Consider the following 13,453-nt stretch of genomic DNA (forward strand, 5'->3'; position numbering starts at 1 on the left):
TTCGATTTGCGATCACTTATTAATCTTGAATAAACAAGCGGGCAAGCCAAAAAAGTATGACCTGTAGAAAAAAGATTGGACAAAAAGTTAAAATGATGTATATTTGATATCAAAATGATATTATTATGAAAAATGAATTTATTACAATACCTTCCAGTGGTTATCCTTGGCTGATTATTTTTCTGGTTCTCTTTTTTGGCGGATTGGTGACAACCGTTCTAATTGATCCGCATTGGTTAGGGGTCATTCTAATAGTAGCCAGCATCTTTATCCTGCCTGGCTTCTTTTTAGTCAATCCTAATGAGGCTAAAGTACTGCTGCTTTTTGGTGAGTACAAAGGCACCGCCAAGGACAATGGATTTTTCTGGGCTAATCCATTTTTTACAAAGAAAATGATCTCCCTGAGGGCTCAGAACTTTGACAGCGAACGCATCAAAGTAAATGACAAAAAGGGAAATCCTATTATGATTAGTGGCATCGTCGTATGGAGGGTGGAAGACACCTACAAAGCCGGCTTTGATGTGACCGATTATCAAAGTTTTGTCAAGGTCCAATCAGAAGCAGCCTTAAGAGAACTCGCCGGCACCTATGCCTACGACAATTTTGATGAAGGAGTACACGAGGTGACCCTTCGCTCCGGCCATGAAGAAGTAAACCATGCGCTTGAATCACAATTGCGTGATCGCCTGGCCATAGCTGGTATTGAGGTGATTGAAGCTCGCCTGGGCTATCTGGCTTATGCTCCTGAAATCGCAAGTGCTATGCTCCGCAGACAACAAGCTGAAGCAGTAGTAGCAGCTCGTATGAAAATAGTCGAAGGTGCTGTCGGCATGGTAGATCTGGCCTTACAACACTTATCTGCCAAAAATATAATTGATCTTGATGACGAGAAAAAGGCTGCAATGGTCAGTAACCTGATGGTCGTGTTATGCAGTGATAAAGATGCAACACCTATAGTCAATACCGGCACTTTGCATCAGTAGGATCTACCTTTTATGGAAAAGAAAAAATTTGTACTACGCATGGACGAACAATCCATGAAAGCCCTGGAGAAATGGGCTGCGGACGAATTCCGCAGCCTTAATGGTCAGATAGAGTACATATTAAGTCAGGCTTTGAAAAATGCCGGACGAGCGTCCAAAAAAAAGGAAGGAGATAAATAATTCAAATTTTCATTTAGTCAAAATATCTATCTCCCCAAACCGGCAAGTTTAATAGACAATATTCTATGTCGAACCCTGCCTTTGCGGTAGCCAGGATCGAGAATAAAAAATACCCCGATAAGCAATCGCAGCAAACAATAATTAAACTCATTTTTTTATTATGATTTTAAAGAATGTACTCTGTCACCTTAGAGATATTCTTTTATTGCCTTGTTCGGTTGTGATAGTAATACCCTTGCTAATCTATGCATCAACCTATCACATTATTCCCGGGTTTTTGTCCATCAGGATCCTGGCTTTAACTTTGTCAATCCCTGGATTAGCTTTGTTTGCCTGGACCAACTATCTGTTCCAATTGATTGCAAAGGGAACCTTGGCACCCTGGTCAGAGAAACAAAACTGGTATTCGACGGGACCTTATAAATATTATAGAAATCCTATGATCTGCGCTATATTATTAACCCAAAACAAAGAGACTATTGAAAACAATAGTAAAATTATACAGCTAACTTCCATTTTGATAGCTCTTGAAAAAGAAGCCCGAAAAAGGAAGAAGTATGGCAAATTGTTTACCCTCACAGCGCAGGGATTGATGTAGGGTCTCGATTCCACATAGTAGCGGTGGGACAGTCTGATGATCAGGTAAGGAAATTTGGAATCAATACCGATGATCATAATTTGATGATAGATTTTCTCAAAGTTCACCAAATAACTCATGTAGCAATGGAGAGTACAGGGAGTTATTTTCAGACTTTATTCTTGGCACTTCAAGAAGCAGGATTTGAAGTTAGCCTGGTGCATGGAAGCCTACTAAGGGTATCGGCGGTCAAAAACAGATGTAAAAGATTGTAAATGGATACAAAAATTATTCACCTATGGGTTTTTGAAATCGTTTTGCCATCCAATGCAACTATGGAAATAAGAACATTAAATCGACATCGAAATAATCTGATCGACGGAGTTCTAGGTTATTGAACCGAATAGGCCAATGCATGAGACAAATGAATATCCGTCTGGATGTAGCCATCAATGATTTGGGAGGCAAAACAGGACAATCGATAATACAGGCAATTGTAGAAGGTCAACGAGATGGAAATAAATTAGCTATACTGGCCGATTCGCGAATCAGAAAAATCATCAAGAACTAGCACAATACCTTCAAGGAAGGTGGAATGATAATCAACTCTTATTCGAAGTCTCCATCAAGCTATCAGTATGTTCGTAATCGAATGAAAATTGCGATCAACAAATGAAGAATTGTTTTGATCAAATTATTGACACGGGGCAGAAGAAGCTGGTAAAATTAATCTGACGAAGAAACAAAAGTCAGAAATAGCAGCAGTTTAAATGTCTGTACAACAAGTTATCAATATTATGGTGTTGACCTAATGGAAATAGGTGTGTCAGTGAAGCCACTGTGATGTCATTATTGGGGAAGTAGGAAGAGAATATTCAAATTTAGTACAGCCTCGAAGTTTGTCAGTTGGTTACGGTTGGCTCCAAATAATAAGAAACGGAGGTAAAATCATAAGCTCAAGCCCCACAGACTACCAATAAATTTACATTGACACTACGAAATGCAGCCAATACAATTAGTAGAAAAAAACAGGTTACCTGCTTCATTTTTTCAAAAAATAGCTACAAAAAGGAAGAGGAGCGGCAACTGCAACCGCCAGAAAATGGCTGTGATTATTTGGAATATGATCACAAAAAACAACCATATAAGCCAATAGATATGGATCAGTACAAATTAAAAAAAGACAAAGAACGTTGAAGACAATCAATAAATTAATAAAACATATGGAAATAAATACAGATGAATTAATTATTGGTAGTCAACGCTTGGCGGGAAGTTAGATGGAAAAATTCATTAGGGATGAATTTTTTATCCTCCGGATCCCGATGATGAATATCGGAATTGTGACATTTATCGTCACTAATTGACGAAGAAATTGAAAATCAATTTCTTGTAAGGGTTAATACTGTTAGCGGAAGGGCTTTGGTGGAGGTCAATCCCAATATTGATCTGGGCGCTCATTTTTTTGTGAACAACACCTTATTTTTAATTTTCAGGGAGGAGCCATTTTTGGAGAAAAAGTTTGGGGAGGCATATATCATATATAAAAAAAAAGGTACCCAGGTGGATACCTAAATTAAAATGATTCATGAATAAAATGCTATTTAGGTTTCAAAAAATCACCTAATAACTCAAACAAAACAACCCATTGCATTTAGAAAAAAAGTACAAGGAAGTTTATTACAAATAAATTTGACCTTATTTTTTCAAGGATCTCATAAAATTTACTAATTGCCAGACTTCGTCTACTTCGGGTATTTTTTTCTTAAATGAAGGCATGTCATCGCGACCTTCGAGCGTCTTATAAAACAAAGCTCCATCAGGTTGTTTTTGTGTACTTGCACTAGCTAAGTCACCTACTTCAGTTTTAAGTTGATCTGCTTTTGGACCATCTCCTTTACCGGTTTTACCATGACATGACTGACAATGTTTGAGCCACAAAGCCTTTCCTGCTGTGATGGATTCGGCATCTGCCTTCACAGGATTAACCATCTTACTATATTTATCAGGCACCTCCCAAGGTTTTGGCTGAAGTGTGACCGAAGATAAAAGCATCAAACCTCCAATCAGAAGCAATGCGGAAAATAAAAATTTTGTTTTCATGAATTTATTGTTTTCTAAGTTTTAATAATTTATAAATAATTACGAAATAATGGCCCCATACAACTGTCATCAAAATTACGAATACCACTAACATCCAAAGCGGAGGGGCATGGCTCCACAATGCCCTGGCATTCTTACTTACTTTACTTTGTGACGGAACACCCCAGGCTTTTGTTACACTTGCCGAAACAGTTCCAAAGTCTTCCAAATCTTCAGCCTGACCGATGAGCATTATGTTTCCTTCACCATCGCCATGTAAATTCCGTGGACACTCAATGGTAACTTCACCATTTTCATCTGTTATACCTTCACCGATCTTTAATTTACTGAAATATCTTTGCACATATAAAACGATCTCCGTATTAGCCATTGGTGCTACCTCTCCTTTATCTGGAACACCTAATTTAATTGTAATGGTGAGCAAACTGTCTATCTCTTCACCATTGATCCTGATTTCTGCTTTATGAAGGGTTACATCGGCGTCTCCCTCCTCAACCTTTCTATTACCTTCGAAGGCAGCTTTGAAGCTCCAGGGGCCATTTTGGGTACTTAAAACATTCATAGGGACAGACAAGACTGCAACTCCTTTGTCATTGGTCAAAACAGCCCCAATTGGCTTAGATACATTTTCACCAAATTCAGAAAATGTCATTGTCTCATAATCCACGGCCTCATTCGATCCATTTATTCGAGCTTTAACTTGAGCTCTTAGCAAAATAGTATTACCATCTGATTGAGTTGCACTGAAAATAATTTTCGAAGCCGCTTTCTCCAGGGTATCCTCGTTATTTTTATCCTGGCTTGAAAGAGGACTTTGAGGCAAAAAAATACAAATGCTCCATAGAAATAAAAGACGCATTCTTTTTAACAAGCTGGTTGCAGATGTAAAATAGGAGACCGACATATTAGAGTTTTTCATCTTTTTGGGATTCAAATTCAGAAATCGAAATAATAGTGACAAATTTAGATGCCAGGGTAAACATCAGGAGAAAAGTCGCAATACCCCCCAGGGTCAATGCCCATTCAACCCAAGTAGCAGCATAGTGTACATACTCTATTCTCGTGTCTTGCATGGGCAATAAAGGTGACTCTAAGGTGGGCACGACTATTAAATATCTTTTAACCCACATGGCAATCACCATCAATCCAGCGGACATAGTTATCCATCCAGGTTTTCTAAATTTTGGGATGGCCACCACTAAGATAGGTAAGAGCACTCCAACCACATTGGTAAAGAGAAAATGCCACCCATATTGATTTAAATCAAACAGTTTAGTTATAACCTCACTGCTCCATTTCTCAGAGCTATACCAGTCAGTCAGATATTCAGAAAAAGTAAAATATCCGTATCCGGCACCTAAGACCATCATAATATAACCCAGATAAATAAAATGTTTGTCCATCAAATAGTCTTTTAGATCATATACTTTTCTAAAAATCCACATGGAAACTATCAAGACCCCAGTGCCCGAATATATCGCGGCCAATACAAAATAAGGCCCAAAAATAGTACTATGCCATCCCGGGCGAAGTGTCATTCCGAAAATCCATGACAAAACAGAATGCACAATAATTGCCAACGGAATTATCATGATAGACAACAGGTTCATCGAAACCGAAATTGATTTTTTTTGTTCAGCGCTATCACTGTAATTTAAAGCCAACACTTTGTAGAGCCTCCTTCGCCAACCCGGAATTTTTAATTCTGTGTCATCGCGATAAATTGCAAAATCTTTTACAGAAGCCAGATAAAGGAACAGAATGCCACCTACAAAATAAGTTGAAATAGCCAGAACATCCCAGGTTATCGGCGATTGAAGGCGGGCAAAGATGACCAAATGATGCAATCTATCCAATCGGCCTACACATAATAAGATGTATACCGGACCGATGATGGTAGCGATGACCGTGATTAATTCAGCGATACGTATGATTGGTTTTCGCCATTCCACATGGAGCAGGTGCAGGAAACCAGATATTACTGCCCCGGCATAACTAATGCCAATGAAAAAAATAAAATTTGCGATATACAATCCCCATACAACATTGTCCCGCATACCTGTCACAATATGACCTTTTGAAACCTGGACATAAAGAGCATAAGCCGCCAAAAATATAGGGATTAATAAGATATAAATCCAAAGCATAGCTTTCCGGCTAAAGGATTCTATCTGAGGAGCAAATTTGCGTAAGGCGGCCGATTGTTGTTGATTTAGATTCATAATTGGTTGATAAAATTATTTACTTTGGTTTGTTGAAATAATTATTCATTTTCTGTGCCCAAAATCCCTTTATATCTTTCTTTAATTTCATCTGACTTACCCTCCAGGCCTCTCTCCACCGGGAAAATACGATCCCGGGGAGGTAAATAGTAAACACGCGGTTGAGTGCCCAAATCTTCTGCATAGCGGTAACCGCCTCTTTCTTTGATGATCTGACTGAATCCGATAGTTTCATCGCCATTAGTTACTACATCTTCTATCTCATCTCCAAAATAAAACACTCCATTGGGGCATGCTGTGACGCAATCAGGAAGCTTACCTTCTCGTACCATATCCGGACAGAAATCACACTTCTCCACAGTTCCAACTTTACTCGGAACACTAGTCTCCGGGGAATAAGGAATACAAGCCAACTCTTTTGATATTTCCGGGTCATCCCAGTTAAACACCCGGGTGGAATAAGGACAGGCGGCCATACAAAATTTACAACCAATGCAGCGTTCATTATCGATCAGTACCAGTCCATCTGATCTTTTAAAAGTAGCATCAACAGGACAGACCTTGACACAAGGTGGGTTATCGCAATGAAAGCAGGTTTTAGGAAACCAATAAGGCGAACCCAAATCACTATCTTGCATCAATTTGACCGAAAGCCATTCTTTTTCTTCAGGGAGATGGTGCATTTTTTGGCATGCGCTGACACATTTCCTGGCATTTTTGCATTTTGCCAAATCAATAACCATCACAAATTTTTTACCTGGTATCCCTTGTCTCGCCTCCTCGCGGCTTACGCCAATGGTTTTATGAATATGTCTCAGTTCTGATTCATCTACTTCTACCATTTCACCGTCAGGAGAAAGCAGTTTTACTTTTTTCCCGGGCTCTATAACAATCGGATTAGGATCCGATTTGCAGGAGCATACCGCACTTCCGCAAGCTGCTAAGGCACCGAGGGTTCCTATTTTAAGAAAATCCCGACGCGTGTTATCGCTGTTTTCCTCTATGCTATTCATATATAATGATGGTTTTTACTGATTAGATTTAGTCCAGGACAGAATATCCTTATTTGATGCCTTTATCCCAAGTTTTGCTTTATCAACAATAGTTTTATTCACTTCAACTAAAGTACCTTCAGGCGTGAGCAGCAATTGAGTTTCCTCTTTTTTATTTTTGGGATTCCCGTTCAAATTCTGAGAATTTAGAGCACTCCCATTTTTAAACTCAAGTGTCAAAAATTGTCTGCGACTGGTCTTACGTGGTTTTTCCATCTTTATTATTTGTTAAAATCTACATAAATATTTGACATTCAAGTCATTAATAAAATCACTATCTCGAAAATCGTTTTGATTGTACTTTTTGTTTAATTGGTAATTGTGTTTGAATAATTACCTGCAAACAATTTGAAAAGCCGTCTATTAAAGCCACGGCAAGATTGACTTTGAGCTAAAGAGTCTGTATCTCCATCTTCACGATTTTTCATGTCTTTATAATTGTCCAGTACCGGCCAGGGTCTACCCAATCTAAAGGACATCATGAGTGCAATCAGCAAAGAAGAAGCCAAGGTCAATAAAAAAATTTTCATAGATTAAATGGATTAAATGACGAATCAAAGTAAACACACAGGTGAAGCTCTACCACTGATACAAATCATATTATTAGACTATTGAGATCATTCAGACCACTGTCGGTCATCAGTCGAATCGAAAAATCAGCTAGCTACTTTTAACCATCAAATCAAAGTATTCAATCCAAGAAAAATGAAAAATATGAAACTTGAACATTCATCCAGGAAGTTAACCAGGATTTTCTGGCTATCAATTTCCTTGCTCATCTTATACCAATGTACCAAAGAAGGGGCTAATGTCGGTAAGCTGGACCGATCTTTTAAAGGTACACCGGACTCTACTCATTTTTCGCCGTTTTACGATGTCACCACTTTTGCCAAAGCAGATCTTACACCTGATGTCAATGACAAAATAGAGGCACGGGGAGTTCAGTCTGTCATCAAAGAATACTGCGGGGTAGGTACTTGTCATGGAGGACCCATCGCTCCCAAATTATCCACTTATGCTGAGATTAGAAATTATACTGTAGCTGGAGAACCACTACAAAGCAAATTGTGGAACCTTATTACGACCAATGACCTGGATGCAGCCATGCCCCCTGTACATGCAGGCCATGAACTATCACTCACTGACAAAACCATACTATATAATTGGATTAAAAATGGAGCCAAAGAAAATCCCGGATTGGAAGATTTCAGACCAGCCGCCATAAAAATTATAAATAATGGTTGCACTTCTGCTAACTGTCATAGTGTGGGTACCGCCACAGGAAATTGGGCAAAAAGTGGCTTGGTTCCTGGATTAACCGCTTCCGATACCAGTCAATTTGTCCTCACCAGATCTAATGGAGTGACTGTGTATACTATTTTAAAGGAACCACTCAGATCTAAAGTCTGGCAAGCATATAAGGATAGTGTACGACGATACTACATGGATACTTTGGCAAATGCGAGCTGGAGACCATATAAAACTTTTTCAACTCCTGTCAATAAATCTAGTGTAAGAGGATCCCTGGATAGTTATGATGATATTTTATTAGATATATCCTACCCAAAAAGCAATCGAAGTGTGACTAGTGTAGTATATACTTCGCCTGAAGGAAATAAATATTATGTACGTAGCAACCCATTGAACTCCACCAGTTCATTGATTTCCCGAATCGACTCCACGCTGGTACTTGCGAATCCTGCTACAGGCGTCTTTGCCTCTAAACATCAGGGAGACATGTCCTATGGTGATGGTGGTATCAATTCATCAGAAATAGCGCTGATCAAATCATGGTATTTCGCAGATCCTAATGTACCTGTAGTGTGGAAGTATGGGCTCGATGGCAATGGAATATTTAAGTATACCAAATCCGGCAATATTATTAAATCTAAATAATAAAAATATATGAAGAAGTTCGTTTTCAATACACTGAAGCTGAGTTTGCTCATCATGATGTATTTTTCATCGTGTTACAACAACAAAGAGGATATCACGATACTGCCTAAAGTTTCTTTTCTGGGAGAGGTGGTTCCTATCATGACTTCAGGAGGATGTGGATGTCATAACAATGCACAGTCCAATAGCACAAATAATAACGCAGTGCCTTTTACACATTTTGATACCATCAAAGATGGCACTACCATCATCAGGATTAATAATGTAGTAGACTATGGCACCATCATAGCCAGGATAGATACTATGAGACTTTGGGCCAATGGCACCATTGGACATCCTGGTGGTGGTATTATTGATTTAACTGAAAACCAACGGGAAATAATCAAAAGTTGGATTGATCAGGGCCCACCTTATGATGGTGGCAGTGCAGCCTGTGATGCTTCTGGGAATATCACTTACACCAAAGATATAGTGCCAATCTACAATGTCACTTGCAAATCTGCAGGCTGTCATGGAGGAAGAGGTCCGGTATTGGACTATGCTAAATTAACATCCGATAAATCAATCCTGACGGCGATGATGGCCAGCGGAGGATCCAACGGGCATCCAGCAGGAAGGATAGGGCTGACATCGTGTACGGTAGACAAATTTAAAGCCTGGATTGCCGCTGGACAACCCAGATAAATAGGTTCAAAAACAACCTCAAACAATGTTAAACATAAAATTTATGAAAAAATATATATTTCTCCTTTTTATCCTGGTAACCATTGCGGGGCAAAACTATGCACAGGATGCTAATGAACCTTCGCAGGAGGAGGCTCCAAAATTAAAGCCTAAATACGCTAAAAATACTTTTCAGGCAACCAACATCATCAACATGCATAGTGTAGAGATGGTCAATAAATCAAACTTGCAATTTCAGGTAGCTCACCATTTTGGAGTAGCCTGGAATAAAGATGCAACTACCGGGCAAAATTTGGCCCAGGTATTAGGCCTTAATTCGGGAATAGCCAAAACCTATATATCCCTGGATTACTCCCTGTTTGATCATACTAACCTCGGTATAGCCTTTGCTGGCAATCTAACCTTCGAAGGCTGGATCAAACTGAAACTTTTGCGACAACAGACAGGGCCTAAAAATGTGCCTGTTTCCATAGCATGGCTTTCACTCACCAATGCCAATGCACAGGAAGATCCGTCTAATGATGACAATCCCAATTATGTAGCCTGGAATAAATTTTCCTTTTTACATCAGCTACTTATAGCAAGAAAATTGAGTCCCAAGTTATCGTTGCAGGTGATGCCTACCCTGGTACATTATAATATCATTCCCTATGGTATCAACAACAGCAACAATGTTTTTTCATTGGGATTGGCTGGCAAATATCAAGCTAAACCAAATACAGCATTAACGATGGAATACAGTCGTCAATTAAATATGTATGAAGATGTCCTGGACATTTCCGGTAGTATATCGAATTATGCTCCTGACTTATTCGCTGTTGGAGTCGAATTCAACACAGGTGGACACGTATTTCAGTTTTACATCGGCAATACTACCAGTGCATCTAATATTGAGCAACTGAGTCGCAACCTTAATTTTATCAAAGACGGCAAGTTCGCAATGGGATTTAGACTCAATAGGAGTTTTTATATAGGCAAAGAATAGATGGATTGAATGAAGGAGGTACAGGCAACTCTGTCAGACCTCATTTATTTAGAACCAACCGAATCCTTCGGTTGGTTTTTTTATTTTAACGAAAGCACTATTGAAATAAAACAAAAAATTCAATAACACTATTTGCCCAAGGGTCTAACACTTATGAACGGGCTAAGACATTTATCTTCATAAATTGTTGAAGATGTAATCCCATAGGTCCGAAATTTGCCTGACCTTTATCACTGACATTGATTTTCAATCATCCATTGAACTTTAAAAACTTTACAGCTCAATAGGAGATAAGCTTAGTTTTTAGTCTTGATTTTATCCATGACAAACTTACCAATATCCACCCCTTGAGTGATCCCATTATTGATGGCTGGCATATAATGAATACCCCCGTAAAACCTGCTGATACATGCCTCCTGGGCTGCTTTTTTAGGACTGGTGAAAGATCTTGGAAACAGCCCATACTCTACTTCTACGCTGTCTGTATAAGCGATATTATCTCCAAATAACTGAGTCAATATCTCTGCAGACACACTGGATACTACACTATGACCACTTGTATACTCTGGAAAAGGAGGGGTCTGCAACAAGGGTATCCACTCAGGGTCTATATGTTCATTGATATAGGTTTCGGGGCGAACCAGGTTACTACGATATTTTTCATCCCAGCAAGATATAAACCCTTCATTGAGCCCGATGGCCACCAGGGCATAAGCTTCTGCAGTCGCACCAAAAGGTTTGTTTAGTTTTTTACAAAGTGTCTCTGTGATTCCAATCCAATGTCCACCAGGGCTTATTTTTTTAGTAGCAAACATGACATGGCCCTGCTGGTGTACAATGAAGGGATTGCAGTCCCAAAACAAAGCGATAGCCTGGTGCAAACTATCCTTGCTATTGCCTTCTACCATGACATCGGCGGCCTCTTTATAAAACAAACTATTATTATCAGTGGAGTATGGCGTTGGTGGCACTGGTTTGAACTGAGCGGCACTGTCCATGATCAAAGGTCTTTGTTTGTTCCAATGTGGTTCTATGGCATCCATATATGCCGGAGAAATCGGCTTCCATCGTTCCGGATCATTAGTGACAGAGAATTTTGGAAAGGTGCGCGATTGTTTGTAATTGTCAGCATTGGTCCATTTAATGATGGCATTGCCTATACTATCACCAAAAGCCCAGGATCTTTGTAACACATCTTTTGGCACACCGATCGAATCGTATTGATGCAGAAGCATTGCTTCATAGGCATTCATTTTATCTTCAGAAAATAAAAGGGTGAGGCCTGTTTTGATGATCGCTTTTGTACTAGCGATTGCATAAGCATATTCTTTACCTGCTTCGGGTTTGGGCATCGGCGGAAAATCCTTGACTTGACCAGCCAGCGACCGATATGCTGGATCACCCGCGGCCATCGCTTCATACCCCGCTATAGCACAACGGCTATAGATGCGTCCGGCTACAGGTGGAGAAAAAATATCATAGACCATGATATCGGTTACTTGTTTCATCGCTGCATGAAAATAGTTTGGGTCGCTGACCACCGTCAGGTAGTTGGGATTGTCTTTTTTGCAGGAAATAAGACCTAGAGTGAGGACAATCGAGATTAATAAGATACGCATTTAATATAATGGTTGAATTATTCCGCAAAGATAAGGCAAATTAAGGTGCATTAGTAGATTAGGACCTGATTCCACCTTGCAACCTTATTAGATTTGGTATGCTTGGGTCAAAGCATAAAACCAGCTTCAAATCCACTTAACCCAAACATAAATACCTGATTTGGTGAAAATTAATACAGATTCTAGACCCGGATTGAAATGTCTGTCAACAACCTACCACTTCAATTTCTTATAATACTTGATATCGTAGTCCAATGCATCGTAAGCATCTTTGCCATACTCTTCCTGCTCGATAAAAAAGTACTTCATACCTGATTTTTTATATGATTTAAGCATTCCAAGGATGTCCAGGGAGCCCTTGCCAAATTCTGTACTTTTTTTCTCTACGAGATTCATGTCTTTCAAATGCCATAAAGGAAATCTTCCAGGGTATTTATTAAAATAATCAAATGGGCTCTTGCCGGCGGCGACCACCCAACCTAAATCCAATTCCAGGTTGACCAGGTCTGGCTGGGTATTTTTAACTAAAATATCATATAGTACCTGGCCGTCAACAGTGTCAAACTCATAAGCATGATTGTGATAACCAAATTTGAGCCCTCTGGATTTACACTGCTCGCCTGCTTTATTAAATGTATCGGCGACCTCCTGGTAATTACTCACGGTCTGGCCGTTGGTAGGCATGCTTGCTACGATGAGGTATTCCTGCCCAGCCTCCGCAGCCTGGTCAATAGTATTCAACCAGTCCTTATCGATATGGACATGTCCGCTGCGCAATGTCATGCCTAAATCAACACAGGTCTGACGCATATCTTTTGGTGACAATCCACTATATAGACCTTTTGGTCCTCTAAAACTTTCGATTTGATTATAACCCATTTTGGCTATTTTGGCCAGGGTACCTTTGGCATCCTGGTTCATCTCCACTCTTACAGAATAAAGTTGTACTCCGATATTTTTGCGACGCTTGGGTATAGCCAATAATTCATGGTCGAGGGATGAAAATGCAAGTGCTGCCAGGGAGGATTGTTTGACAAAATTTCTTCTATTTATCATTGCGTAAGGTTTTTGTCAAATATAAGGGGAATTTAATGGATTAATGTACTTCCATATTGTCCATTCTTATCCATTTGTACTCGAAAAAAACGAACA

16 protein-coding genes are annotated in these 13,453 nt (G+C 39.5%); 8 read left to right on the forward strand and 8 right to left on the reverse strand.

Going from position 1 to position 13,453, the window contains the following annotated elements:
* Positions 1-125: 125 nt before the first annotated feature.
* The 5 genes from IPJ09_11030 to IPJ09_11050 all read left to right on the forward strand — a co-directional run bounded on the left by IPJ09_11030 (position 126) and on the right by IPJ09_11050 (position 2,311).
* On the forward strand, positions 126-983 hold the full coding sequence (locus IPJ09_11030; GenBank protein ID MBK7371953.1) for an SPFH domain-containing protein: 858 nt from the start codon (positions 126-128) through the stop codon (positions 981-983).
* Positions 984-995: 12 nt separating this feature from the next.
* Positions 996-1,163 carry an Arc family DNA-binding protein gene (locus tag IPJ09_11035; protein MBK7371954.1) on the forward strand — a complete coding sequence of 56 codons (168 nt, stop codon included), beginning with the start codon at positions 996-998 and terminating at the stop codon, positions 1,161-1,163.
* Between the two features lie 160 nt (positions 1,164-1,323).
* Positions 1,324-1,761, forward strand: coding sequence for a hypothetical protein (locus tag IPJ09_11040; GenBank protein MBK7371955.1), 438 nt, complete (start codon positions 1,324-1,326; stop codon positions 1,759-1,761).
* Positions 1,762-1,784: 23 nt separating this feature from the next.
* Positions 1,785-2,015, forward strand: a complete 231-nt coding sequence (locus tag IPJ09_11045; GenBank protein MBK7371956.1) for a hypothetical protein — start codon at positions 1,785-1,787, stop codon at positions 2,013-2,015.
* 140 nt (positions 2,016-2,155) lie between these two features.
* Entirely contained in the window at positions 2,156-2,311 is a 156-nt protein-coding gene (locus IPJ09_11050) for a hypothetical protein (GenBank protein ID MBK7371957.1), read from the forward strand.
* Positions 2,312-3,438: 1,127 nt separating this feature from the next.
* On the opposite strand, the gene IPJ09_11055 is transcribed toward IPJ09_11050, so the two are convergent.
* The 6 genes from IPJ09_11055 to IPJ09_11080 form a co-directional block, all read right to left on the reverse strand.
* Complete coding sequence (locus tag IPJ09_11055; GenBank protein ID MBK7371958.1) at positions 3,439-3,843, reverse strand: cytochrome c; 405 nt, start codon at positions 3,841-3,843, stop codon at positions 3,439-3,441.
* 4 nt (positions 3,844-3,847) lie between these two features.
* Positions 3,848-4,762: a hypothetical protein gene (locus IPJ09_11060; protein ID MBK7371959.1), complete on the reverse strand. Its 915-nt coding sequence runs from the start codon at positions 4,760-4,762 to the stop codon at positions 3,848-3,850.
* Entirely contained in the window at positions 4,749-6,065 is a 1,317-nt protein-coding gene (nrfD, locus tag IPJ09_11065) for a polysulfide reductase NrfD (protein MBK7371960.1), read from the reverse strand. The genes IPJ09_11060 and nrfD overlap by 14 nt, the downstream gene beginning before the upstream one ends.
* Before the next feature lie 41 nt (positions 6,066-6,106).
* The gene (locus IPJ09_11070; protein ID MBK7371961.1) at positions 6,107-7,078 is read right to left on the reverse strand and encodes a 4Fe-4S dicluster domain-containing protein; all 972 of its coding nucleotides are present in this window, start codon (positions 7,076-7,078) and stop codon (positions 6,107-6,109) included.
* A gap of 15 nt (positions 7,079-7,093) precedes the next feature.
* Complete coding sequence (locus tag IPJ09_11075) at positions 7,094-7,333, reverse strand: hypothetical protein (GenBank protein ID MBK7371962.1); 240 nt, start codon at positions 7,331-7,333, stop codon at positions 7,094-7,096.
* A 92-nt stretch (positions 7,334-7,425) separates the two neighbouring features.
* Positions 7,426-7,647 carry a hypothetical protein gene (locus IPJ09_11080; protein ID MBK7371963.1) on the reverse strand — a complete coding sequence of 74 codons (222 nt, stop codon included), beginning with the start codon at positions 7,645-7,647 and terminating at the stop codon, positions 7,426-7,428.
* Positions 7,648-7,831: 184 nt separating this feature from the next.
* On the opposite strand from IPJ09_11080, the gene IPJ09_11085 reads away from it, so the two are divergent.
* Genes IPJ09_11085 through IPJ09_11095 form a run of 3 tightly spaced genes read left to right on the forward strand, consistent with a single transcriptional unit; the run spans position 7,832 to position 10,682 of the window.
* The gene (locus IPJ09_11085) at positions 7,832-9,013 is read left to right on the forward strand and encodes a hypothetical protein (protein MBK7371964.1); all 1,182 of its coding nucleotides are present in this window, start codon (positions 7,832-7,834) and stop codon (positions 9,011-9,013) included.
* 9 nt (positions 9,014-9,022) lie between these two features.
* Positions 9,023-9,697, forward strand: coding sequence for a hypothetical protein (locus tag IPJ09_11090; protein ID MBK7371965.1), 675 nt, complete (start codon positions 9,023-9,025; stop codon positions 9,695-9,697).
* Positions 9,698-9,740: 43 nt separating this feature from the next.
* Positions 9,741-10,682, forward strand: a complete 942-nt coding sequence (locus IPJ09_11095) for a hypothetical protein (GenBank protein ID MBK7371966.1) — start codon at positions 9,741-9,743, stop codon at positions 10,680-10,682.
* Between the two features lie 296 nt (positions 10,683-10,978).
* On the opposite strand, the gene IPJ09_11100 is transcribed toward IPJ09_11095, so the two are convergent.
* Together IPJ09_11100 and IPJ09_11105 are read right to left on the reverse strand one after the other, a co-directional pair.
* Positions 10,979-12,301, reverse strand: a complete 1,323-nt coding sequence (locus IPJ09_11100; GenBank protein MBK7371967.1) for a vanadium-dependent haloperoxidase — start codon at positions 12,299-12,301, stop codon at positions 10,979-10,981.
* A gap of 213 nt (positions 12,302-12,514) precedes the next feature.
* Complete coding sequence (locus tag IPJ09_11105; protein ID MBK7371968.1) at positions 12,515-13,357, reverse strand: sugar phosphate isomerase/epimerase; 843 nt, start codon at positions 13,355-13,357, stop codon at positions 12,515-12,517.
* Positions 13,358-13,453: the final 96 nt, after the last annotated feature.

This window comes from Saprospiraceae bacterium (assembly GCA_016709995.1).
GTDB lineage: Bacteria > Bacteroidota > Bacteroidia > Chitinophagales > Saprospiraceae > JADJLQ01.

Bases quoted from the DNA above. Each gene is read 5' to 3' on its own strand.
- IPJ09_11090 (MBK7371965.1), top strand. From the start codon at position 9,023: ATGAAGAAGTTCGTTTTCAATACACTGAAGCTGAGTTTGCTCATCATG.
- IPJ09_11035 (MBK7371954.1), top strand. From the start codon at position 996: ATGGAAAAGAAAAAATTTGTACTACGCATGGACGAACAATCCATGAAA.
- IPJ09_11105 (MBK7371968.1), bottom strand. From the start codon at position 13,357: ATGATAAATAGAAGAAATTTTGTCAAACAATCCTCCCTGGCAGCACTT.
- IPJ09_11070 (MBK7371961.1), bottom strand. From the start codon at position 7,078: ATGAATAGCATAGAGGAAAACAGCGATAACACGCGTCGGGATTTTCTT.
- IPJ09_11040 (MBK7371955.1), top strand. From the start codon at position 1,324: ATGATTTTAAAGAATGTACTCTGTCACCTTAGAGATATTCTTTTATTG.
- nrfD (MBK7371960.1), bottom strand. From the start codon at position 6,065: ATGAATCTAAATCAACAACAATCGGCCGCCTTACGCAAATTTGCTCCT.
- IPJ09_11055 (MBK7371958.1), bottom strand. From the start codon at position 3,843: ATGAAAACAAAATTTTTATTTTCCGCATTGCTTCTGATTGGAGGTTTG.
- IPJ09_11080 (MBK7371963.1), bottom strand. From the start codon at position 7,647: ATGAAAATTTTTTTATTGACCTTGGCTTCTTCTTTGCTGATTGCACTC.
- IPJ09_11095 (MBK7371966.1), top strand. From the start codon at position 9,741: ATGAAAAAATATATATTTCTCCTTTTTATCCTGGTAACCATTGCGGGG.
- IPJ09_11075 (MBK7371962.1), bottom strand. From the start codon at position 7,333: ATGGAAAAACCACGTAAGACCAGTCGCAGACAATTTTTGACACTTGAG.
- IPJ09_11085 (MBK7371964.1), top strand. From the start codon at position 7,832: ATGAAACTTGAACATTCATCCAGGAAGTTAACCAGGATTTTCTGGCTA.
- IPJ09_11030 (MBK7371953.1), top strand. From the start codon at position 126: ATGAAAAATGAATTTATTACAATACCTTCCAGTGGTTATCCTTGGCTG.
- IPJ09_11100 (MBK7371967.1), bottom strand. From the start codon at position 12,301: ATGCGTATCTTATTAATCTCGATTGTCCTCACTCTAGGTCTTATTTCC.
- IPJ09_11050 (MBK7371957.1), top strand. From the start codon at position 2,156: ATGAGACAAATGAATATCCGTCTGGATGTAGCCATCAATGATTTGGGA.
- IPJ09_11060 (MBK7371959.1), bottom strand. From the start codon at position 4,762: ATGAAAAACTCTAATATGTCGGTCTCCTATTTTACATCTGCAACCAGC.